This window comes from Aeromonas sp. R7-4 (genome assembly GCF_040908055.1).
Lineage (GTDB): Bacteria > Pseudomonadota > Gammaproteobacteria > Enterobacterales > Aeromonadaceae > Aeromonas > Aeromonas sanarellii.
Map to the genome: position 1 here is coordinate 96,631 of NZ_JBFODA010000039.1, position 21,962 is coordinate 118,592.

Below are 21,962 nucleotides of genomic sequence, written 5' to 3' on the forward strand. Positions count from 1 at the left end.
AGTGAATTAACGGGGGCAGGATGAACAAGATCACGGCGCTGAACGTCTTTCGCCGGGTGGTGGAAATGGGCACCTTCAGGGCGGCGGCGGACGACCTGCGCCTCTCCCAGGCGGCGGTCAGCAAGAACATCAACGAGCTGGAAGCCTTTCTCGGCATTGCCCTCATCAACCGCACCACAAGGCGGCTGAGCGTCACCGAATCGGGCATGGCCTATTACGGCCAGATATGCGCCGTGCTGGACAGCCTGGAGGCCGCCGACCAGTCCATCATGGCCGCCTCCTTCACCCCCAGGGGCAGGCTGAGGATCGGCATGCCCATGTCCTACGGGCTGATCCGGCTCAACCCCCTTGTCTGCGAATTCCAGCGCCGCTATCCGGAGATCGGCATCGAGGTGATCCTGAGCGACGCCTACATGGATCTGGTGGATCAGGGGCTGGACGTGGTGATCCGGGGGGCAGGCACCCTGGAGGACTCCACCCTGCGCGCCAAACCCCTGTGCGAGGTGCAGCGGGTGCTCTGCGCCGCCCCCGATTACCTGAAAGAGGCGGGCCAGCCTGCCCACCCGGCGGATCTCAAGGGCCACAACTGCCTGCGCTACAGCCTCTCCTCCTCCCCCAACAAGTGGTTCTTCACCCGGGACGCGGAGAGCGTGGCGGTGGAGCTGCCCCCCGCCAGCTTCTGCGCCAACAACGGCATCGCCCTGAAACAGGCGGCGGTGCAGGGGCTAGGGGTGATCCTGGTGCCCAAAGAGTTCGTGGCAAGCGAACTGGCGGACGGCACCCTGGTCAAACTGCTCCCCGACTGGCAACCCGACCCCCACGCCCTGTTCGCCGTCTACCCCTTCCACAAGGAGCAGTCCCGCAACGTGCGGCTCTTTATCGAATTTCTCGTCAAGGCGTTTCAGCCGAGGTAAGTCAGACAGGCGGGAGCTTGGGGTTTGTGCCTCTCGGCCACGATACCTGTATGCAGCGTGTAGGTTCGATTAGCGAAGCGTAATCGGACGATCGCGTAATCGGACGTTCGCGTCATAGGACATTCGCGTGATTGGCTATATAGACAACAAGGCTATGCTTGGCTTTTCGACTGAGGCAAGGGGCAAGGAATGGCCAACTGGCGGCGGGCATGGTGGCCCGGAGGAACCTGGTTCTTTACCGTCAACCTGCTGGAGCGGCGCAACAACCGGTTGCTGGTGGAGCAGATCGACCTGCTGCGCCATAGCGTTGCCAAGGTGCAACAGGCTCACCCCTTCGCCATTCATGCATGGGTAGTGTTGCCCGACCATCTCCACTGCATCCTCTCTTTACCGCAGGGGGACACCGATTTCCCCCTGCGGTGGCGGTTGATCAAAAGCCACTTTTCCCGCGCCTTGCCGGTGACCGAGCGGCGTAGCCAGACCCGGTTGCGCCACGGGGAGCGGGGCATCTGGCAACGCCATTATTGGGAACACCTGATCCGGGATGAGCAGGATTACCGCCACCATATGGATTATGTCCATATCAACCCCCTCAAACATGGTCATGTCACGCGGGTGGCCGATTGGCCGTATTCCACCTTCCATCGTTACGTGGCGAGTGGCGTCTATCCGCCGGATTGGTGCGGGTCGGTGGATGGGGTGTTGGGAGGATTGGAGTAAACCCCTAAAAGGGTTGTTCCGTTGTAAACGTCTGATTACGCGATCGTCCGATTACGCTTCGCTAATCGAACCTACGGTCTTGTGCAGAAGATGAATATTCGGACACCATTATTTTACCTATAACCAACCTAGCTAGCTACTCTTTGCGCATAAAGATAGGTGTCCGAGATTTATATATTACTTTAAGTCACCAGTAATGACCTTAATTATATCATCTAATGGTGAGACTCGCGTTCTCGCTTTTAATAACGTGTCTTTGTTAAAAAGAGCAGCATAACTTGTTTTTTCTGTTGGACTACCGTTTAGCTTTGGATGTAGTAATGCTTTACATGTCTGATTATTACATGGTGTCGGTCTTTGTATTTCAAGTATGTCAATCAACATTGCTTCAATACAAGGATCAACACCAATAAGGATTATTTTTTTCTTTCTTGCTGTGCTAACCTTAGTTTTAGGCCATGGTAAATCAAGGTCTAGTAGTGCTGCTACACGGTCACAACCAGAAGAGTTTAATGTCCCGATTGCATCACCTATTACATTACTTGGACCTTTCCCACCAGCGCTTTTTACCTTTACACTTGGGTTACCTGTAGAGAATAATGACCTCAGATAACTAATAAAGGCCTCTTCTGTTTCTCCTTCCCCAACAAAAACAAGAGTTTCTTTTAATTTTCTTGTGAATTTTGTTCGTGCCATAAAGTCTGTTCCAGTTACTTTAGTCAAAGTTGGGTACTGCACCAAGAGAACCAGAGACATACTTTGCGTACAAATTGTCCCTTGCTAACAAGCCTTCTACATCATCCGCTCTGTAAGCACTTGAAATTCCATTTCTTTTTTCTACTAGGTAACAATGCTGCATTCTCAAACTCTTCAATACTTCGGGAGAATGAGTATTGAACAAAAGTTGAGCATTCATGTGGTTCTTGGACTGACTCTTAAATAAGTTTATAATTTCTACCGTGAGGTGTGGGTGAAGATCATTGTCAAATTCATCTAGAATAGCTACACCACCCGTTGTGAGCGTCTCCATTATAAATGCAAGAATACAAAAAGCACTCTTCGTACCACTAGACTCCATGAATATTGGGATTTTAAAAGAACCTTTTTCACACTCATGAGTAAACATGGGTATAGTTGCATTCTCTTCTTGACCCGTTTCTGAGTTCATTAGAAGACGTTCTTCAAGCGTTATATCTTCAATTCCAAGATCATATTTAATCAGTAAATCTTTGATCTTTTTAAAATCGTCTGGATTGTTTTTATAAAACTCTATGGATTGGTCAAGGTTATCTGAAATATTTTTTTTACCAATAGCCTGGATGTTACTGCGGTTAGTTCTGAAATAATAAATCGGAAGCAATAGAACAGAGTTCTCCACATCATCTTTTTCTTCTTCCGACAAAAGATTATCAATGAATGAAAATATAGAGCAATTTCTTGGGGCTTTTTCTAGAATACGCTCATCCAAAGATGAACCATATTTTTTGCTCTTAGAAACTTTGTATTTGAATTTTTTGTTGTCAATAAGCTTTCTAGAAATAACGTTTGAATACAAACGTGATGTTTTAAGCTTCAACGACTCTTCAACTATATATTCAGAGTTGAGTTCGATATAATATTTATATTCTACTTCATCATTATGCTCTTTCGTCCTAGGAAGAACAAAAGAGAGTTCAATTACCGTATTGTTTTTTGATGTCTTCGCATGTGGAAGTATAAATATTCCCTCCCTCTGATCAGCGAAGCCAAAAGAATCGGGGATAAACCAAGATAAAAATGATAGTGGCTTGAGAAGGTTTGACTTACCAGCACCATTTGCACCCATGACAGCCATTACCTTGGCAATCTTGGAGCCATCTAGTAGTTCATAGTCATAGTATGAATGGGGAGCTCTTTTATTGACTGAAAAGTCAACTTCACATTCATTCAGGTAGGATTGAAAATTAATAAACTTATACTTTTTAATCATACTAGGCGCCTCTAGACATAAAATCGTCTTAGTTGCTCTAATGTATGATACAAAGTCAGCGCTGTCGATAGACAGCCTAATCTCGTCAGCTGAAGTAACGCTGGGACAGGTAGGCGCCACCTGACGTCCTTCATTGATCCACATAAGTTGCACGAGATGTAGCTACTGATATAGAAGTCTTCCGACCAACAAAACTGGGCAGGTTGAGAGCAGTTACAGCTAGTAGGTTTGAATAGCTAAAGGTATTTGGACTATCGCGAATCTAATCATATAAAAACCAACCCGGCCTACGCCGGGTTGATTGCATCAAAAGGCGAAAGAAATCAGAGCGCCTCCAATCTGGCATAGGCCGTCACCAGCCACTTGGCACCGACCTCGTCGAACTGGATCTGCACCCGGCTCTGCTGGCCGACCCCTTCGAAGTTGAGCACGATCCCTTCGCCGAATTTCGGATGGAGCACCCGCTGGCCGAGCTTGATGCCGCTGGCGTCGAAGCTCTGCTGCACCTCATTCTGGCTGAAGCGCCCATATTGCGTGGGTCGGCTGACCTGGGTGCGCAGGCGGATCTCCTCCAGACACTCGGCGGGCATCTCGCGGATAAAGCGGCTCGGCTTGTGGAACATCTCGCGGCCGTAGATGCGGCGGCTCTCGGCATAACAGATGTAGAGCTTCTCCATGGCGCGGGTCATGCCGACGTAACAGAGGCGGCGCTCCTCTTCCAGCCGGCCCGACTCCTCGGTGGATTGCTGGCTGGGGAACATGCCCTCTTCCACACCGACCAGCAGCACCAGGGGATATTCCAGCCCCTTGGCGCTGTGCAGGGTCATCAGTTGCACCGCGTCGGCGTATTCGTCCGCCTGATTCTCCCCGGATTCCAGCGCCGCATGGGCGAGGAAGGCGGAGAGATCGCTCATGTCCTCCAGCTCGTCCGGGCGCTGGTACTGGCGGCAGGCGGTGACCAGCTCGTCCAGGTTCTCTACCCGCGCCTGGGATTTCTCCCCTTTTTCCGCCAGATACATGGCCTTGAGCCCGGAGTGCTGGATGGCGATATCCGCCTGCTGGTGCAGTGGCAGCAGGGAGACTTGGCTCTCCAGCGCGTCGATGAGATCCACAAAGCCGCGCACCGCGTTGCCGGCGCGGCCGGTCAGCACCTTGTCATTGAGCAGGGTCTTGGCGGACTGCCACAGGTTCTGACCCTGATCCCGGGCGTTGTTGCGCAGGATCTCGAGGGTGCGATCGCCGATGCCGCGGGTCGGGGTGTTGACCACCCGCTCGAAGCTGGCGTCGTCGCCACGGTTGTTGATAAGGCGCAGGTAGGCCATGGCGTCTTTGATCTCCTGGCGTTCGAAGAAGCGCAGGCCGCCGTAGATACGATAGGGCATGGCATCCTGCATCAGCGCCTCTTCCAGCACCCGCGACTGGGCGTTGGAGCGATAGAGGATGGCGCAGTCGGCGAGCAGACCCCCCTTCTCTTTCCAGTCCTTGAGGCGGCCGACCACGAAGCGGGCCTCGTCCACCTCGTTGAAGGCGGCGTACAGCGAAATCGGCTCCCCCTCGGCCCCTTCGGTCCACAGCTCCTTGCCAAGGCGCTCCGCATTGTTGGCGATGACGCTGTTGGCGGCTTTCAGGATATTGGCGGTGGAGCGGTAGTTCTGCTCGAGGCGAATGGTCTCGGCGCCCTCATAGTCGGTCAGGAAGCGCTGGATGTTCTCAATCTTGGCGCCGCGCCAGCCGTAGATGGACTGGTCATCGTCACCGACGATCATCACCTTGCCGGAATCCCCTGCCAGCATCCGCAGCCAGGCGTACTGGATACCGTTGGTATCCTGGAACTCGTCCACCAGGATGTTCTGGAAGCGATCCCGGTAGTGCTCGAGGATGTGGGGCTTGTTGAGCCACAGTTCGTGGGCGCGCAGCAGGAGCTCGGCAAAATCCACCAGCCCGGAGCGATCGCAGGTCTCCTGATAGGTCTTGTAGATCTGCTGGTAGGTGCGGGTGACGGGGTCGCCGTAGAGGTCGATGTCGCCGGGGCGCAGCCCCTCGTCCTTCTTGCCGTTGATGTAGCCCATCACGGCGCGCGGGGCCCAGTGCTTCTCGTCGAGGTTGAGCGCCTTGAGCACCCGGCGAATGAGGCGGTACTGGTCGTCGGAGTCGAGGATCTGGAAATCCTGGGGCAGCCCCGCATCCAGATGGTGGGCCCGCAGCAATCGGTGGGCGATGCCGTGGAAGGTGCCAATCCACATGCCGCGCACGCCGTCACCGATCACCTTCTCGACCCGGCCACGCATCTCGGCCGCCGCCTTGTTGGTAAAGGTCACCGCGATGATGGAGAAGGGTGAACAGCGTTCCACCTGCATCAACCAGGCGATACGGTGCACCAGCACCCGGGTCTTGCCCGAACCGGCACCGGCCAGCACCAGCAGGTTGCAACGGGGGGCCGCCACCGCGTCTCTTTGCTTGTCATTGAGCCCGTCGAGCAGGGTTGAAACGTCCATCACCACTCCTGTTTATTTATACAGGCGGGGATTATACGGCCTGAGCCGCCAGAGACCAAATCGGCCTGACGGGAAGCTGTGCCCGACGGCCCAGTGCCGCGGGAGGCGTCCGGGGTGCAAATTGGCGTCAATGGAAGCCTTGATTTTCATCGACGGACGAAAACGCTTGCGTCTAACTCGATGAATACAAACAAAAATGTCATTTGACACCTATTAATCACAGCATTTAGTTCTGGAAACAACGCCAAAAACAATCACTTATAAGGCAAATTGCTTATATTTCAAACCGTTAACGCAAACGTTTTTCCTTTATGATCTCCTTGACCCACAATCTGGCTCACTTACAGTTAGCCAGCGTGCTTTATGACCTGCCACGGCAGGTTGTGGCCCCTCACATAACAATCAAGGATACGATCGTGACTAAAGTGCTCAAGCTGGCCACCGTGGCCGCCCTCACCCTTGCTGCCCTGTCCGCTCAGGCAGCCTCCGAGCCCGCCGTCATCTATGACACCGCAGGCAAATTCGACAAGTCCTTCAACGAAGCCGTGTTCCGCAACGGCGTCGAACTCTACAACAAGGACAAAGGCGTCAAGGTCAAGGAGTTCGAACCCCAGAACGAAGCCCAGCGCGAGCAGGGCCTGCGTCGTCTGGCCAGCCGTGGCAACGGCCCCATCGTCGCCGTCGGCTTCAACATGGGCTCCGCGGTAGAGAAGGTCGCCACCGAGTTCCCGAACACCCAGTTCACCATCATCGACATGGTGGTCGACAAGCCGAACGTGCAGTCCCTCATCTTCAAGGAGCATGAAGGCTCCTTCCTGGTGGGTGCCCTGGCCGCCATCGCCTCCAAGACCGGCAAGGTCGGCTTCGTGGGCGGCATGGACATCCCGCTGATCCGAAAATTCCAGTGCGGCTACGAGCAGGGCGCCAAGTACATCAATCCGAAGATCGACGTCTATCAGAACATGACCGGCTCCACCCCGGCGGCCTTTGCTGACCCGGCCAAGGGTGCAGAGCTGGCCAAGTCCCAGTTCGCCAAGGGTGCCGACGTGGTCTATGCCGCCGCCGGCGGTACCGGCATCGGTGTTTACCAGGCCGCCAAGGACGAAGGCAAGTTCGCCATCGGCGTGGATTCCAACCAGAACCACCTGCAACCCGGCACCATGCTGACCTCCATGGTCAAGTCCGTCGGCCTGGCCGCGTACAAGACCTGGGATGACGCCGCCAAGGGCACCTGGAAGCCCGGCATCCAGTCCCTGGGTCTGGCGGAAGGCGGTGTTGACTGGGCGCTGGACGAGAACAACGCCAAGCTGATCACCCCGGAGATGAAGGCCAAGGTCGAGAGCATCAAGGCCGACATCATCGCCGGCAAGATCAAGGTGCACGACTACATGAGCGACAACTCCTGTAAGTACTGAGTCACCGCTACTACTCTCAACCCAAGATGACCGGCCCATACGGGCCGGTTTTTAGTCTCTACTTCATGACTCGCAAGGACCTGCATCATGGACCAGACAGATCGCTATGCCATCGAATTAAGAGGTATCGATAAGCGCTTTGGCGAGGTTTACGCCAACAAGCAGATCGACCTCAAGGTTCGTAAAGGCAGCATTCACGGCATCGTCGGCGAAAATGGCGCCGGCAAGTCGACGCTGATGAGCATCATCTACGGTTTCTACCACGCCGACAGAGGTGAGATGCTGATCGACGGTCACCCCTTCAAACCCCATGGCTCACAGGATGCGATTGCCGCAGGCGTGGGCATGGTGCACCAGCACTTTATGCTGGTGAACAACTTCACCGTGCTGGAGAACGTGATCCTCGGCGCGGAAAATGGCTGGCATCTGGGCAAGAGCCTGGGCGCGGCCGAGAAGCTGCTCGGCGAGCTGGCCCGGGACTATGGTCTCGAGGTGCCGCTGCACGAGAAGATCGAGGATCTGCCGGTGGGCCTGCAGCAGCGGGTCGAGATCCTCAAGGCGCTCTATCGCGGCGCCCGTATCCTGATCCTGGACGAGCCGACCGGGGTGCTGACCCCGCAAGAGGCGGATCACCTGTTCGAGGTGCTCAAGAAGCTGCGGGATCAGGGCACCACCGTCATCATCATCACCCACAAGCTGCGGGAGATCCTGGCCATCACGGATCAGGTCTCCATCATGCGCCGGGGCGAGATGGTGGCCCACGTCGCCACCAAGGATACCGACAAGGAGCAGCTCGCCGAGCTGATGGTGGGCCGCAAGGTGCGCCTCAAGGTCGACAAGGGCACCGCCCACCCGGGCGAGGCCAAGCTCAAGGTCGAGGGCCTCAGCTACGTGGACGACGCCGGCGTGGAGCGGGTCAAGTCCGCCAGCTTCGAGGTACGGGCCGGGGAAGTGGTCGGCATCGCCGGCGTCTCCGGCAACGGCCAGTCCGAGCTGCTCAGCCTGCTCGGCGGCATCATCAAGCCCAGCAAGGGCAGCTTCAGCATCCTGGGTGACGGCAAGGCCCACCTGGTCGATCCCTCCCGCCCGGCCAACCCGGAGCAGGTGCGCAACTTCGGCCTCGGCCACATCCCGGAAGATCGCCACAAGATGGGGCTGATCAACCGCTTCGAGGCGAAAGAGGCCTTCATCCTCGGCTACCACCAGCGCGCCCAGTACAACAAGGGCTGGCTGCAGGACAAGGAGGCGATCCGCCAGGATTGCCAGGCCAAGATGGACAAGTGGGACGTGCGCCCGCCCCATCCCGAGCACAAGACCGCGAATTTCTCCGGCGGCAACCAGCAGAAGCTGGTGATCGCCCGGGAAGTGGAGCAGGACCCGGATGTGCTGCTGGTCGGCCAGCCGACCCGCGGGGTCGACATCGGCGCCATCGAGTACATCCACCAGCAGATCATCGCCATGCGCGACAAGGGCAAGGCCGTGCTGCTGGTGTCGGTGGAGCTGGACGAGATCATGAGCCTGTCTGACCGTATCCTGGTCATCGCAGACGGTCGCATCGTCGGCGAGCTGGACGGCGCCAAGGCCGATGAACGCACCATAGGTCTGATGATGGCTAACATCATTCCCGACGAGATTGCCAAGGAGGCTCGCCCATGAGCCAAGCACGTGTTCCCGCCTGGATTTCCGTGGGCGTCCTGCCCGCGATCAACATACTGCTGGCCTTCCTGGTGTCGGCCATCCTGTTCTATTACCTCGACATCAGCCCGATCGATGCCGCCGAGATCATGTGGTATGGCGCCTTCGGCACCGGCGAGGGGATAGGCTTCACCCTCTACTACGCCACCGGCTTCATCTTCACCGGTCTGGCGGTGGCGGTGGCCTTCCACGCCGGCCTGTTCAACATCGGCGGTGAGGGGCAGGCCTATATCGGCGGCCTCGGCGTCGGTCTGGTCTGCCTGCTGCTCGGCGACGTCTTGCCGTTCGCCCTGCTGCTGCCGCTGGCCATCATTGCCGGCGGTCTGTTCGGTGCGGCCTGGGCCTTCATCCCGGCCTGGCTGCAAGCCAAGCGCGGCAGCCACATCGTCATCACCACCATCATGTTCAACTTCATCGCGGCCTCCTTGATGGCCTACCTGCTGGTGGACATCTTCAAGCCGGCGGGCTCCATGGCCACCGAGAGCAAGGTGTTCGCCGTGGCGAGCTGGCTGCCGAAGATGAGTGAACTGGCGGCCGGTTTCGGCATGGAGATGCCCAACAGCCCGCTCAACATCAGCTTCTTCTGGGCGCTGATCTGCGCGCTGCTGGTCTGGGTCTTCATCTGGCATACCCGCTGGGGCTACGAGATCCGCTCGGTCGGCGCCAGCCAGAGCGCCTCCGCCTATGCGGGCATCTCCTATCCCAAGGTGGTGATCCTGGCCATGGTGATCTCCGGCATGCTGGCGGGCTTCTTCGCCCTCAACGTGCTGCAGGGCGAGCTGCACCAGATCAAGCTGAACTTCGTGGAGGGCTTCGGCTTCACCGGCATCGCGGTGGCGCTGATGGGGCGCAACCACCCGGTCGGCGTCATCATCGCCAGCCTGCTGTTCGGCTTCCTCTATCAGGGCGGCGCCGAGCTCAGCTTCGAGTTCGGGGTGGACCGCAACATAGTGGTGGTGCTGCAGGGTCTGGTGATCCTGTTCTGCGGCGCCCTGGAGCACATGCTGCGCCCGCGCATCGAGCAGGCCTACCTAGCCTTCGCCAACCGCTCAGCCGCGCAAGTCAAAGGAGCCTGACCATGTTCGAAACCCTGATATTGATGCTGGATGCCACCATCCGTACTGCACCGCCGCTGATCCTCGCGGCCATGGCCGGGATGTTCTGTGAACGCTCCGGGGTGGTCAACATCGCCCTGGAGGGCAAGCTGCTGGCCTCCGCCTTCGCGAGCGCGGCGGCCGCCGCCGTCACCGGCTCGGCCTGGATCGGGCTCGGCGTCGGGGTGGGGATATCCATCCTGTTCGCCCTGATGCACGGCTTCGCCACCATCACCCACCGCGGCGATCAGGTGGTGAGCGGCATGGCCATCAACATACTGGCGGCCGGCCTGACCGTGACCCTGGGCCGTTATTGGTTCGATCAGGGCGGTCAGACCCCGGCACTGTCCGGTGACGCCCGCTTCGCCCCCATCGACCTGCCCTACGCCAAGGAACTGTACGACGTGCCCGTCATCGGCCAGCTCTACAGCGAGCTCTTGAGCGGCCACTCCCTGCTGGAATACGTGGCCTTCGCCGCCGTGCCGCTGGCCTGGTGGGTGCTGTTCCGCACCCGCTTCGGCCTGCGCCTGCGCGCCGTGGGCGAGGCCCCGGCCGCGGTCGATACCGCCGGCATCTCCGTAGTGCGCATGCGCTACACGGCGCTCATCATCGGCGGCCTGCTGGCCGGCATCGGCGGCACCTACCTGGCGGTGGCCCAGACCGCCCAGTTCATCCCCAACATGAGCGCGGGCAAGGGCTTCATGGCACTGGCGGCGCTGGTGTTCGGCAAGTGGCGCCCCTGGAACGCCATGGCGGCCTGCCTGCTGTTCGGCTTCCTCGACGCCGTCGCCATCCGGTTGCAGGGGGTCAGCATCGGCGACTTCCCGATCCCGGTGCAGGCCATCGAGGCGCTGCCCTACATCCTGACCGTGTTCCTGCTGGCCGGCTTCATCGGCAAGGCGGTGGCACCCAAGGCGCTCGGCACCCCCTATGTCAAGGAACGGGAATAGCTTCCCGCCCCTGCCAAGAATGCAAAAGGCCCACGACAGTGGGCCTTTTTTTGCGTGCTTCATTGCCCCTGACGCCTCAGTTTATCTTGCCCATCTCGATGGCGAAGCTGGTGGCCAGCTGGGCGAACTTGAGGGCGTGGGCGGCCGAGGGATCGGAATTCTGCAAGGTATCCTGGGCGGTGTGGATGTTGGGGTTGTAGTCGTTGAAGCGCGACTCGAACGGCATGGCGGCCGGGTAGCCCTGATTGTGCCAGGAGGCGTGATCCGAGCAGCCGTAACCGCAGCTGTCGTAGCCGTAGCGGATCTGGGGCAGATAGGCGTCGAGCAACTGGGCCAGATAGCCGGTCAGCCCCTGGTCGGTGTAATCGGTCATGAAGACGATGTCTTGTGCCGAGCCCTGGTAGTTGGTCATGTCCAGCTGCAGCGCCGCCAGCACCTTGGTGTTGGCCGCCTTGTAGCGGGTGGCGATGTCCTTGGAGCCCCGCAGCCCCACCTCTTCCGCCGCATAGCCGATGAACTGCAGGGTGCGCTCCGGCTGGCGACCCTGCTCGGCGATGACCCTCAGCACCTCGGTCAGGGTGGCGATGCCGGAGGCATCGTCGTCGGCGCCGGGGGCCAGGGTGCGGCTGTTGGGTGCCGAACCCGCGGTGGAGTCGAGGTGACCGCCGAGCACCACCACTTCGTCCGGGTAGCGGCTGCCCTTGAGGGTCAGCACCACGGATTGCTGTGGATAGCCGCTGTGCTTGACCCGGCTGACGCTGGCCCAGGGCAGGGCGGCGCTCAGGGTCTGCCACTGGCCGGCCACCCAGTCTGCCGACTGCACCCCTGTGGTGGTGGTGTAGTAGCGGTTGCGCCAGCTGGCCAGCTGGCCGATGGTGCCGGCTATGTTGCCCTGATCCAGATAGGGCAGCAGCCGGTTGACGCTGGCCCCCTGGGTCAGCGGCGGGGCGCTGAACAGGTTCTGGCTGATGGGCTGGGCCATGCTCTGCAGGGCGTCGGCCAGGGTGCTGTGCACCACATAGCCGCCGCAGCGCTGGTGACCTTCGTGCATCAGGTGGGAGAGGGTGCCGAGTTCGCTCGCCTCGATCTGGGCCAGCTGGATCGGGGCGCCGCTGGCGCTGAACAGGGGAGCCGGCTTGGCCTTGACCTGCTTGAGCTCGACGCCGCTGTCGGCGCCGATCGTGATCCAGACAGGGTCGGCGGCCTGTACGGCGAGGGGCAGCAAGAGGGCGGTCAACAAGGGTTTCATATCGGATCCTTCCAGATAGTGTTGCAGGCATGTGTGCCAAATGGGTGTCATTAGACGACCTGACCAGTCTAGCCAAGGGTAAATGGGTGTGGACTTGCCCGTCTGGTGCGGCCATCCCTCCGTCCGGTGGGGGCCGCGGCAGGATCTGCTGTCTACTGCGCCGGCATGAGGGAGTCTGACGGAGCTTTGTGCTGGCGAGGGGAACCTGCGCAGCGTGCCCGCCGCAGAGGCGGCGTGCGGCCCTGACCTGGGGGGCTGACAAAGGGAGTCAAACTGTGCCATGCCGGCGCGGATAGCCAGGGGCAGCAGCGACGGGCCTGCATGGGTGATCCATGACATCATCGGATGGGGAGCGGCCAGCGCCTGTTGAGCAACAGGACGCTGGCGCCAGGTCATGGGAAGCGAAAGGTGTTGCAAGGCTGGGGGGGACGGTCCCCACAGCGATGGCCTGCTTCAACATCTGCTTTCCAGCACCTGATGGGGGCGTCTGTTATCAGAGAGTCAGCCGATGGGCCGCACCAGGGCGGGCTGATGGGGATCGCTGAGGCGCTCGGCCAGATAGTCCACCAGCAGCCGCACCTTGGGGGAGAGGTGGCGGTTGTGGGGATAGAGGGCCCAGATCCCCTCCTCGGGGGCACGCAGCTCCGGCAGCAGCTCGATGAGCTCCCCCCGGGCCAGGTGGTCGCTCACGTAGTAGTCCGGCAGCTGGATGATGCCGATCCCCTTGATGGCCGCATCCAGCAGTGCGTGGCCGCTGTTGCACTGCAGCAGGCCGCGCACCCGCACGCTGTGGGGTTTACTGTTCAGGGTGAAGTGCCACTCGTCCCCGTTGCCCACCAGACAGGTGTGACGGGCCAGCTCCGAGAGGCTGTTGGGCATGCCGTGGCGGGCGGTGTAGGCGGGGGAGGCGCACACATAGGGCACCCGCTGCGCCAGCTTGCGGGCCACCAGGGTCGAGTCCTTGAGGTGGCCGAGCCGGATGGCGAGATCGTACCCCTCGTGCACCAGATCTAGCAGCTGGTTGGTGAGGTTCAGGGTCACCTCCAGCTGGGGGAAGCGCACCATGAAGTCGTTCACCAAGGGGGCGATGCGGCTCTCGCCGTAGGAGACGGGGGCCGTGATGCGCAAGGAACCTTGCGGCACCGCCTGATGGCGCCCCACCGCCAGCTCCGCCTCGTAGAGGTTGTCCAGCAGTTGGCGGCAGTGGCGAAAATAGATCTCCCCGAGTTCGGTGAGACGCACCTGGCGGGTGGTACGCAGCAGCAGCTTGGCCTGCAGCCTGTCCTCCAGTTGCGCCACCTGGCGGCTCACCTGGGCCACCGACACCCCGAGCTTGCGCGCGGCCGGGGTAAAGCCCCCCTGCTCCGCCACGCTGACAAATTCACAGACCCCTTCCCAGCCGAACATTATTACCTGTGTGTAAAAGTGATTTGATACTTAGCGTTATTATCACCAAATCAGCGGGAAACTACACTGGATCTCCGAACTCATTTCCGTTCATCCAACCACTACGAGGACGTCATTCATGGCACAGGTTCAGAGCATCAAGTGCAAGGCCGCCATCGCCTGGGGCCCGGGTCAGCCCCTCTCCATCGAAGAGGTCGAGGTCATGCCGCCCCAGGCCGGCGAGGTGCGGGTGCGGATCGTCGCCACCGGCGTCTGCCACACCGATGCCTTCACCCTCTCCGGTGAAGATCCGGAAGGGGTCTTCCCCTGCATCCTGGGCCACGAGGGTGGCGGCATCGTCGAGTCCGTCGGCGAGGGCGTCACCAGCGTCAAGGTCGGCGACCACGTGATCCCCCTCTACACCCCGGAATGCGGCGAGTGCAAGTTCTGCAAATCCGGCAAGACCAACCTGTGCCAGAAGATCCGCGCCACCCAGGGCAAGGGGCTGATGCCGGACGGCACCACCCGCTTCTCCAAGGACGGCCAGCCCATCTACCACTACATGGGCACCTCCACCTTCAGCGAATACACGGTACTGCCGGAGATCTCCATCGCCAAGGTGGACCCGGCCGCCCCCCTGGAGGAGGTCTGCCTGCTGGGCTGCGGCGTCACCACCGGCATAGGCGCCGTGATGAACACCGCCAAGGTGAAAGAGGGTGAGAGCGTCGCCATCTTCGGGCTGGGGGGCATAGGCCTCTCCGCCGTGATCGGCGCCCGCCTCGCCAAGGCCGGCCGCATCATCGCCATCGACATCAACGAGAGCAAGTTCGAGCTGGCCCGCAAGCTGGGCGCCACCGACTGCATCAACCCGAACAAGTTCGACAAGCCCATCCAGGAGGTGATCGTCGAGATGACCGACGGCGGCGTCGACTTCTCCTTCGAGTGCATCGGCAACGTCAAGGTGATGCGCGCGGCGCTGGAGTGCTGCCACAAGGGCTGGGGCGAGTCTGTCATCATCGGCGTGGCCGGCGCGGGCCAGGAGATCAGCACCCGTCCGTTCCAGCTGGTCACCGGCCGGGTGTGGCGCGGCAGCGCCTTCGGCGGGGTGCGCGGTCGCAGCGAACTGCCGAGCTACGTACAGCGCTACATGCAGGGGGAGTTCCGCCTGGACGACTTCATCACCCACACCATGCCCCTCGAGCAGATCAACGAGGCGTTCGATCTGATGCACGAAGGCAAGAGCATCCGCACCGTCATCCACTACTGATCCCATGAGCGCCCCGCCCATATGCATGGGTGGGGCAAGGAGTCCTTACATGAATCTGGACATCATCAGCAGCAACAAGAGCTTCGGCGGCTGGCACAAGCAGTATCGCCACCGCTCCAATGTGCTGGGGTGCGAGATGCGTTTCGCCATCTACCTGCCACCCCAGGCCCTCACCGGCCAGAAAGTCCCGGTGCTCTACTGGCTCAGCGGCCTCACCTGCACCGACGAGAACTTCATGCAGAAGGCGGGGGCACAGCGTGTGGCCGCCGAACTCGGCATCGCCCTGGTGGCGCCGGACACCAGCCCCCGCGGCGAGGGGATCCCGGACGATCCGGGCTACGACCTCGGCATGGGGGCGGGTTTCTACGTCAACGCCACCCAGACCCCCTGGCGGGATCACTACCAGATGTATGACTACGTCACCCGGGAGCTGCCAGAGCTCATCGAGACCCACTTCCCGGTCTCGACCCGGCGCGCCATCAGCGGCCACTCCATGGGGGGCCACGGCGCCCTCATCGCCGCCCTGCGCGAGCCCGGCCGCTACCGATCCGTGTCGGCCTTCAGCCCCATCAGCCACCCGAGTCGCTGCCCCTGGGGCCAGAAGGCCCTCGGCGCCTACCTCGGCAACAACCCCCTGCTGTGGCAGGAGTGGGATGCCTGCCAGCTGCTGCGCCACCACGACAGCCCGCCCCTGCCGACCCTGGTGGATGTGGGGCTGGACGACCCCTTCCTGGCGGAGCAGCTCGGCATCGACACCCTGGCCGAAGTGGCCGCCACCCGTGAGTGGCCCCTGACGCTCAACCGCCACCCCGGTTACGATCACAGCTACTACTTCGTGGCGAGCTTCATCGAGGCGCACCTGCGCTTTCACGCCAGCCACCTGGGCGAACCGGCCCGGGATTGACGCGGGCAAGCGGAGCGCTGCCAAGCCACATGAAAAAAGGCCCCGCGGGGCCTTCTTGATGACGGGTTTTCATCGCCGGGGATCAGCTCCCCAACCGGCTCACCTGACCGGAACCCGCGATCTCGCTGGTCAGCTCGGGGCTGCCCCAGTAGCTGACCGCACCGGCACCGGCGATCTCTACCTTGAGCCGCGACTGGGCCCGCACCTCGACCTCGCCACTGCCGGCGATGCTCACCTCGACCTCCTGACTGGCGAGCCCGGCCCCCTTGACGCCACCGGCGCCGGCGATGTTCAGCGCCATCACCCGGGCGGAGCCCTGCCCCAGATCCAGGTTGCCCAGCCCGGCGATGTTGCCCTCCAGCCGATCCAGCGTCAGCCCGCTGGCGACTATGTCCCCCGTGCCTGCGAGAGAGAGCACCAGGTCATCCCCCTTGAAGTCGCGCAAGGAGCCGTTGCCAACCCCCGCCAACGCCAACTCGTGCAGCGTCGGCAGGGTGATGGTGATCTCCAGCGGCCGGGTGGGGTCGAGCCGGTAACCCTCCTTGACCTCGATCTCCAGCTTCTCCCCCTTCTCGGTGAACACCAGGTAGGGCAGCAGGTTGGCCTCCCCCTTGACCCTGAGGGTGTGGCTCTCTCCCGCCACCAGGTACAGGTTGGCGGGCACGCCCGCCAGCACCCGGGTCACCTCCCGCCCCAGGGGGTGCTGCTGCTCCACCACGGCCCCCTCCCCGCGCACCTTGACGTCATCCTGCCAGCTGCATCCGGTCAGTCCCAGGGCCAGCACCACTCCCAGCATCCATCTCATCCACACTCTCCTCGTCGTGTTCCTGTCGTGCCGGGCCCCCTTGGCCTGGGCGACAGGGTGAATCACATCAGCAAACCCCATACCATGAAAATAAATATATGATTTAAAGATGAAAATTGATTTTTCACACCATTGATAACCCATTATAGAGAGTCATTCAGACCATAATTTGGTAAAACTGACCACACCCGAACATGGTGCCCGATCGACACACTGGCGGCACTTTTTGGTTGCCGCACCGCGCCGTTGAGCCAATAGTGATACCTGGTGCGTATAGAGCACTCCATCGACGCATACCAACAAGGAGTCCGAGCGTGACCCAAGCCAGCCACCCATTCGCCACCCCGGGCCTGCCTGCCCCCACCCGCACCCCGCTCTTGACCGGCGAGGATCCCGAGCAGAAACGCCGTGAGCTGCTCGCCTACTTCTGCCAGACCTTCGATCTCTACGACTCGCTGTTCGACTGCCTGGCCGACGAGCGTGCCTGGTTCAACAAGGCGATCCCCCTGCGCCACCCGCTCATCTTCTACTACGGCCACACCGCCGCCTTCTTCGTCAACAAGCTGCTGGCGGCCCGCCTCATCGAGGGCCGGCTCGACCCCCGCATCGAGGCCCTGGTCGCCATCGGGGTGGACGAGATGAGCTGGGACGATCTGGACGAGACCCACTACGACTGGCCCACGGTGGCAGAGCTGCGTGACTACCGCGGCCATGTGCGCGCCCTGGTGTGTGGTTTCATCGAGCGGATGCCGCTGACCCTGCCCATCGACTGGCAGAGTCCGGCCTGGGTCATCCTGATGGGCATAGAGCACGAGCGCATCCATCTCGAGACCTCCAGCGTGCTGATCCGCCAGCTGCCACTGGCCTGGGTGCGCACTCAGCCCCAGTGGCCGGTCTGCCCCGAGGCGCGCCACGATCTCGCCGCCGTCCCCGTCAACACCCTGCTGCCGGTGGCCGGCGGCCGGGTGCGCCTCGGCAAGCAGGACGCCACCTACGGCTGGGACAACGAATACGGCGAGCGCCACATCGAGCTGGCCCCCTTCCAGGCCAGCCGCATGCTGGTGAGCAACGCCGAGTACCTGGCCTTCGTGCAGGCGGGCGGGTATGAAGAGCCCGCCTGGTGGGACGACGAGGGCCGGGGCTGGCGCCAGTATGCCGGGGCCCGCATGCCCACCTTCTGGGTTGGCGACCCCGCCGAACCCGAGCAGCTGCAACTGCGGCTGATGACCGAGCAGGTTCCCATGCCCTGGGACTGGCCGGTGGAGGTGAACCAGCTGGAGGCCGCCGCCTTCTGCCGCTGGCAGGCGGATCAGACCGGCCTGCCCGTCCAGTTGCCAAGCGAGGGGGAATGGATGCTGCTGCGGGAGCAACTGGCCGGCGATCAGCCGGACTGGATGGAGGCCCCCGGCAACATCAACCTGGCCCGCTTCGCCTCCTCCTGCCCGGTGGACGCCTGCCCCCAGGGGAGCTTCTTCGATCTGGTGGGCAACGTCTGGCAGTGGACCAGCACCGCCATCGACGGCTTCGAGGGGTTCAAGGTGCATCCCCTCTACGACGACTTCTCCACCCCCACCTTCGACGGCAAGCACACGCTCATCAAGGGCGGGAGCTGGATCAGCACCGGCAACGAGGCGCTCAAGTCCTCCCGCTACGCCTTCCGTCGCCACTTCTTCCAGCACGCGGGCTTCCGCTACCTGGTCTCACGCCATCAGGAGCCCGTCATCGTGAACCCCTATGAAACCGACACGCTCGTCGCTCAGTATCTCGACTTCCACTACGGCCCGAGCCACTTCGGGGTCGCCAACTACGCCCAGACCCTGGCCGGTCTTGCCAGCGAGCTGTGCAGTCGCCATCAGCGGGCGCTGGACATCGGCTGCGCCACCGGTCGCGCCAGCTTCGAACTGGCTCGCCGCTTCGCCCACGTGGACGGGGTCGACTACTCGGCCCGCTTCATCGACGTGGCCCTGACCCTGGCCAGACAGGACAGCTTCCGCTATGCGGTGCCGGTGGAAGGGGAGCTGGTGGAATATTGCGAGGCGCGCCTCTCCCGCCACGAGCTCGGCCGCGAGCAGAGCGAGCGGGTCCACTTCAGCCAGGGGGACGCCTGCAACCTCAAGCCCAAGTACGGCGACTACGACCTGGTGCTCGCCTCCAACCTCATCGACCGGCTGCGGGAGCCCGCCCGCTTCCTGCGGGATATCGCCCCTCGCCTGCGCAGTGGCGGCCTGCTGGTGCTCACCAGCCCCTACACCTGGCTGACCGACTACACCCCCAAGGCCAACTGGCTCGGCGGTGTGCGCGAGAACGGCGAGGCCCTCGGCACCTATCAGGCGCTGCAACGGCTGCTGGCGGCGGAGTTCGAGGAGCAGATGCCCCCGAGGGACGTCCCCTTCGTCATCCGCGAGACCGCCCGCAAGTACCAGCACACGGTGGCCCAGCTCACCGTCTGGCGCAAACGCTGACGAGGCGACAAACGAAAGAGGGAGGCCCATGGCCTCCCTCTTCTTTATCCGGACCGCTTACCCCTGCTGAACCTGGGGCACGGCCTCCTGCTCGTGGTAGCGGCGAGCCAGCACGGCGCACACCATCAGCTGGATCTGGTGGAAAATCATCAGCGGCAGCACCATGACCCCAACGCTGGCGGCCGGAAACATGACGTTGGCCATCGGCACCCCGTTGGCCAGGCTCTTCTTGGAGCCGCAGAAGACGATGGTGATCTCGTCCGCCCTGTTGAAGCCGAGGCGACGGCTGATCCAGACGTTCCAGCCCAGCACCAGTGCCAGCAGCACGCAGCTCAGCAGCACGATGCTGGCCAGATCGTACCAGCCTACCTGATGCCAGATCCCCTGCACCACCGCCTCGCTGAAGGCCACATAGACCACCAGCAGGATGGAGCTCTGGTCCAGCTTGCCAATGAGCGGCCGGTGGCTGTCGACCCAGCGGCCGATGAGCGGGCGCGACAGGTGGCCCACCACGAACGGCAGCATCAGCTGCACCATGATGGCCTGAATGGAGTGCCAGGTATCGACCCCCTCCCCCTGCACATTGATCATCAGCCCCACCAGCACCGGCGAGAGGAAGATGCCGAGGATGCTGGAGGCCGAGGCGCTGCACACCGCCGCCGACACATTGCCGCCGGCCATGGAGGTGAAGGCGATGGCCGACTGCACTGTGGCCGGCAGGGCGCACAGGTAAAGGAAACCGAGGTAGATGGCCGGGCTCAGCCAGTGGGGCACCAGCGGCGTGAGCAGCAGCCCCAGCAGCGGGAAGAGCAGGAAGGTGCTGGCCATCACCACCAGGTGCAGCCGCCAGTGGCCGAGGCCCGCCAGCAGGTTCTGGCGCGACAGCTTGGCGCCATGCATGAAGAACAGCAGCGCCACCGCCAGCTTGGTCAGCAGACCGAACCAGACGGCCACCTGCCCCTCGCAGGGGAAGAAGGAGGCCAGCGCGACCACCACAATCAGTACAGAGGTAAAGGGATCCAGACGCACGAGCGGTCTCCAGTGAAAGCAGATCCCGTCCCCTCGCGGGGCCGGTTCGGGGACGACAGGAAACACAACAGGAGCTGTGGCACGACTCCTGTTGAAACGGATTCCCAGCTTACCCCGATAAACCGGAGGCGCAAAGTTGAGCGACAACTCGCAGTGGCAGGGAAACCCAATATGCCGGCCCGTGCCCATGGGGCAGGCGACATGTCACTCCATGGCGGCGACTAAAACAGAGCATATTTTACTAAAATCAGCCTGTAGTTCCGCGCAGTGTCAGCTTGCTCGGTACCAACACCCGCAGCGGAATGTCGCGCTCGTCGCGCAACCGCTCGACCAGCAGATTGACCCCCTGGGAGCCCATCAGCTCGGAGTGGATCCGCACCGTGGAGAGCGGCGGGAAGGTGAACTTGGCAGTCGGGATATCGTTGACGCTGATGAGCGCAATCTGCTGGGGAATGGCCAGCCCCTTCTCGTGGATGGCCCTCAGCACCCCGATGGCGATGGAGTCGGAGGCGACGAAGAGCGCACTGGGCCAGTCACCGGCCAGCATCTCCCTCGCCAGCCGATAACCGGAGGCACTGGAGAAATCGCCGCGATAGAGATCCTGCTCCTGCACCACCCCCAGCCGCCGGCCGTAATCGGTGAAGGCCAGCTCCCGCAGATCCGGGCCATCATGCTGGCCACCAATGTAGCCGATGCGCCGGTGCCCCCGGGCGACAAAGAAATCCACCACCTGCTGGCTGATCAGCGCCAGATCCACATCCACTGAGTCGAACTCCCTCTGGGAGCGGCAATCGATGAAAACCAGCTGGGGAGAGCTGTGCTGCAACTGGATCAGACGCTCCGGGGTGAGACTCCCCACCACCAGGATGCCGTCGACAGCGGGGAGCTCACGCCCTTCGCCACCGTGATAACAATGCGTGAGCTCGATATTGAGGCGGGCACACTGGGTCTCGATACCGTAGCGAATGGCGAGGTAGTAGGGATCATTGACCTCGGTACTCTGCGGGTAGGCATAGACGGACAGGAAGTGCAGCCTGCCCTTGTGGACGCCCTTGCGGGCGCTGCTGGTCTTGTACTCCAGCCGCTCGGCGATCTCGACGATCTTCTGCCTGGTCTCTTCCTTGACACTCAGGCTGGGATCCTCGTTCAGTACCCGGGATACCGTGGCGAGCGAGACGCCCGCCTCCTGCGCAATTTCCTTCAACGTAGCCATCAATACCTCGCTGGCAGCCTCACCTGTTGGTCGGCAACGCCTAGAGGGTAATGATCAATCCCTTGATAGCCCAGTATTTTTACTAAAACACCGACAGAAGGGGTGAGGAAGAGGGGGCTGAAATGCAAAAAGGCCTCCCTAATGGGAGGCCTCTTCTGAATAGGTGCCTGACAGTGTCCTACTCTCGCATGGCGAATGCCACACTACCATCGGCGCTACCGCGTTTCACTTCTGAGTTCGGCATGGGATCAGGTGGTTCCACGGCGCTATTGCCGTCAGGCAAAAGCTTTACTACTTGAAAATGGTGCTGATACCCAGAATCGAACTGGGGACCTCATCCTTACCAAGGATGCGCTCTACCGACTGAGCCATATCAGCACACTAACCGGTAAAGA

Annotated in this window: 17 protein-coding genes, 1 tRNA gene and 1 rRNA gene; 9 read left to right on the forward strand and 10 right to left on the reverse strand. The window is 61.3% G+C overall.

What is annotated here, in order from left to right; translation table 11 throughout:
* Positions 1-20: 20 nt before the first annotated feature.
* Both AB5Y72_RS10915 and AB5Y72_RS10920 read left to right on the forward strand, forming a co-directional pair.
* On the forward strand, positions 21-914 hold the full coding sequence (locus AB5Y72_RS10915; RefSeq protein WP_368199010.1) for a LysR family transcriptional regulator: 894 nt from the start codon (positions 21-23) through the stop codon (positions 912-914).
* A 189-nt stretch (positions 915-1,103) separates the two neighbouring features.
* Positions 1,104-1,634, forward strand: coding sequence for a transposase (locus AB5Y72_RS10920; protein ID WP_049636728.1), 531 nt, complete (start codon positions 1,104-1,106; stop codon positions 1,632-1,634).
* A gap of 177 nt (positions 1,635-1,811) precedes the next feature.
* On the opposite strand, the gene AB5Y72_RS10925 is transcribed toward AB5Y72_RS10920, so the two are convergent.
* The 3 genes from AB5Y72_RS10925 to uvrD all read right to left on the reverse strand — a co-directional run bounded on the left by AB5Y72_RS10925 (position 1,812) and on the right by uvrD (position 6,098).
* Positions 1,812-2,330, reverse strand: a complete 519-nt coding sequence (locus AB5Y72_RS10925) for a hypothetical protein (RefSeq protein ID WP_368199011.1) — start codon at positions 2,328-2,330, stop codon at positions 1,812-1,814.
* A 19-nt stretch (positions 2,331-2,349) separates the two neighbouring features.
* Positions 2,350-3,603 (reverse strand): ATP/GTP-binding protein, encoded by a 1,254-nt coding sequence (locus tag AB5Y72_RS10930; RefSeq protein WP_368199012.1) that lies wholly within the window; start codon positions 3,601-3,603, stop codon positions 2,350-2,352.
* A 323-nt stretch (positions 3,604-3,926) separates the two neighbouring features.
* Positions 3,927-6,098: a DNA helicase II gene (gene uvrD, locus AB5Y72_RS10935; RefSeq protein WP_368199013.1), complete on the reverse strand. Its 2,172-nt coding sequence runs from the start codon at positions 6,096-6,098 to the stop codon at positions 3,927-3,929.
* A 416-nt stretch (positions 6,099-6,514) separates the two neighbouring features.
* Here uvrD and AB5Y72_RS10940 point away from each other — a divergent pair, with 416 nt between their 5' ends.
* From AB5Y72_RS10940 to AB5Y72_RS10955, 4 genes are all read left to right on the forward strand, one after another.
* Positions 6,515-7,513 carry a BMP family protein gene (locus AB5Y72_RS10940; protein WP_042075861.1) on the forward strand — a complete coding sequence of 333 codons (999 nt, stop codon included), beginning with the start codon at positions 6,515-6,517 and terminating at the stop codon, positions 7,511-7,513.
* An 87-nt stretch (positions 7,514-7,600) separates the two neighbouring features.
* Complete coding sequence (locus AB5Y72_RS10945; protein ID WP_042075862.1) at positions 7,601-9,169, forward strand: ABC transporter ATP-binding protein; 1,569 nt, start codon at positions 7,601-7,603, stop codon at positions 9,167-9,169.
* Positions 9,166-10,284, forward strand: coding sequence for an ABC transporter permease (locus AB5Y72_RS10950; RefSeq protein WP_209794836.1), 1,119 nt, complete (start codon positions 9,166-9,168; stop codon positions 10,282-10,284). The genes AB5Y72_RS10945 and AB5Y72_RS10950 overlap by 4 nt, the downstream gene beginning before the upstream one ends.
* 2 nt (positions 10,285-10,286) lie before the next feature.
* The gene (locus AB5Y72_RS10955; protein ID WP_042075866.1) at positions 10,287-11,252 is read left to right on the forward strand and encodes an ABC transporter permease; all 966 of its coding nucleotides are present in this window, start codon (positions 10,287-10,289) and stop codon (positions 11,250-11,252) included.
* A gap of 76 nt (positions 11,253-11,328) precedes the next feature.
* On the opposite strand, the gene AB5Y72_RS10960 is transcribed toward AB5Y72_RS10955, so the two are convergent.
* Both AB5Y72_RS10960 and AB5Y72_RS10965 read right to left on the reverse strand, forming a co-directional pair.
* The gene (locus tag AB5Y72_RS10960; protein ID WP_368199014.1) at positions 11,329-12,501 is read right to left on the reverse strand and encodes a M28 family metallopeptidase; all 1,173 of its coding nucleotides are present in this window, start codon (positions 12,499-12,501) and stop codon (positions 11,329-11,331) included.
* A 501-nt stretch (positions 12,502-13,002) separates the two neighbouring features.
* Entirely contained in the window at positions 13,003-13,908 is a 906-nt protein-coding gene (locus tag AB5Y72_RS10965; protein ID WP_368199015.1) for a LysR substrate-binding domain-containing protein, read from the reverse strand.
* Between the two features lie 118 nt (positions 13,909-14,026).
* On the opposite strand from AB5Y72_RS10965, the gene AB5Y72_RS10970 reads away from it, so the two are divergent.
* Together AB5Y72_RS10970 and fghA are read left to right on the forward strand one after the other, a co-directional pair.
* Complete coding sequence (locus tag AB5Y72_RS10970) at positions 14,027-15,154, forward strand: S-(hydroxymethyl)glutathione dehydrogenase/class III alcohol dehydrogenase (protein WP_368199016.1); 1,128 nt, start codon at positions 14,027-14,029, stop codon at positions 15,152-15,154.
* A 49-nt stretch (positions 15,155-15,203) separates the two neighbouring features.
* Positions 15,204-16,058 (forward strand): S-formylglutathione hydrolase, encoded by an 855-nt coding sequence (fghA, locus tag AB5Y72_RS10975; protein ID WP_368199017.1) that lies wholly within the window; start codon positions 15,204-15,206, stop codon positions 16,056-16,058.
* 82 nt (positions 16,059-16,140) lie between these two features.
* Here the strand turns inward: fghA and AB5Y72_RS10980 are convergent, their stop codons facing one another.
* Positions 16,141-16,863 carry a DUF2807 domain-containing protein gene (locus AB5Y72_RS10980; RefSeq protein WP_368199018.1) on the reverse strand — a complete coding sequence of 241 codons (723 nt, stop codon included), beginning with the start codon at positions 16,861-16,863 and terminating at the stop codon, positions 16,141-16,143.
* A 314-nt stretch (positions 16,864-17,177) separates the two neighbouring features.
* On the opposite strand from AB5Y72_RS10980, the gene ovoA reads away from it, so the two are divergent.
* Positions 17,178-19,325 carry a 5-histidylcysteine sulfoxide synthase gene (gene ovoA, locus AB5Y72_RS10985; RefSeq protein WP_368199019.1) on the forward strand — a complete coding sequence of 716 codons (2,148 nt, stop codon included), beginning with the start codon at positions 17,178-17,180 and terminating at the stop codon, positions 19,323-19,325.
* A gap of 57 nt (positions 19,326-19,382) precedes the next feature.
* Here the strand turns inward: ovoA and AB5Y72_RS10990 are convergent, their stop codons facing one another.
* From AB5Y72_RS10990 to AB5Y72_RS11005, 4 genes are all read right to left on the reverse strand, one after another.
* Entirely contained in the window at positions 19,383-20,354 is a 972-nt protein-coding gene (locus AB5Y72_RS10990) for a bile acid:sodium symporter family protein (protein ID WP_368199020.1), read from the reverse strand.
* Between the two features lie 247 nt (positions 20,355-20,601).
* Entirely contained in the window at positions 20,602-21,567 is a 966-nt protein-coding gene (gene ebgR, locus AB5Y72_RS10995; RefSeq protein ID WP_368199021.1) for a transcriptional regulator EbgR, read from the reverse strand.
* A gap of 165 nt (positions 21,568-21,732) precedes the next feature.
* Positions 21,733-21,847, reverse strand: a 5S ribosomal RNA gene (gene rrf, locus AB5Y72_RS11000).
* 22 nt (positions 21,848-21,869) lie between these two features.
* Positions 21,870-21,945 (reverse strand) — tRNA-Thr (locus AB5Y72_RS11005).
* Positions 21,946-21,962: the final 17 nt, after the last annotated feature.

Coding starts and splice junctions, on each gene's coding strand:
- AB5Y72_RS10915 (WP_368199010.1), top strand. CDS start 21: ATGAACAAGATCACGGCGCTGAACGTCTTTCGCCGGGTGGTGGAAATG.
- AB5Y72_RS10920 (WP_049636728.1), top strand. CDS start 1,104: ATGGCCAACTGGCGGCGGGCATGGTGGCCCGGAGGAACCTGGTTCTTT.
- AB5Y72_RS10925 (WP_368199011.1), bottom strand. CDS start 2,330: ATGGCACGAACAAAATTCACAAGAAAATTAAAAGAAACTCTTGTTTTT.
- AB5Y72_RS10930 (WP_368199012.1), bottom strand. CDS start 3,603: ATGATTAAAAAGTATAAGTTTATTAATTTTCAATCCTACCTGAATGAA.
- uvrD (WP_368199013.1), bottom strand. CDS start 6,098: ATGGACGTTTCAACCCTGCTCGACGGGCTCAATGACAAGCAAAGAGAC.
- AB5Y72_RS10945 (WP_042075862.1), top strand. CDS start 7,601: ATGGACCAGACAGATCGCTATGCCATCGAATTAAGAGGTATCGATAAG.
- AB5Y72_RS10950 (WP_209794836.1), top strand. CDS start 9,166: ATGAGCCAAGCACGTGTTCCCGCCTGGATTTCCGTGGGCGTCCTGCCC.
- AB5Y72_RS10955 (WP_042075866.1), top strand. CDS start 10,287: ATGTTCGAAACCCTGATATTGATGCTGGATGCCACCATCCGTACTGCA.
- AB5Y72_RS10960 (WP_368199014.1), bottom strand. CDS start 12,501: ATGAAACCCTTGTTGACCGCCCTCTTGCTGCCCCTCGCCGTACAGGCC.
- AB5Y72_RS10965 (WP_368199015.1), bottom strand. CDS start 13,908: ATGTTCGGCTGGGAAGGGGTCTGTGAATTTGTCAGCGTGGCGGAGCAG.
- AB5Y72_RS10970 (WP_368199016.1), top strand. CDS start 14,027: ATGGCACAGGTTCAGAGCATCAAGTGCAAGGCCGCCATCGCCTGGGGC.
- fghA (WP_368199017.1), top strand. CDS start 15,204: ATGAATCTGGACATCATCAGCAGCAACAAGAGCTTCGGCGGCTGGCAC.
- AB5Y72_RS10980 (WP_368199018.1), bottom strand. CDS start 16,863: ATGAGATGGATGCTGGGAGTGGTGCTGGCCCTGGGACTGACCGGATGC.
- ebgR (WP_368199021.1), bottom strand. CDS start 21,567: ATGGCTACGTTGAAGGAAATTGCGCAGGAGGCGGGCGTCTCGCTCGCC.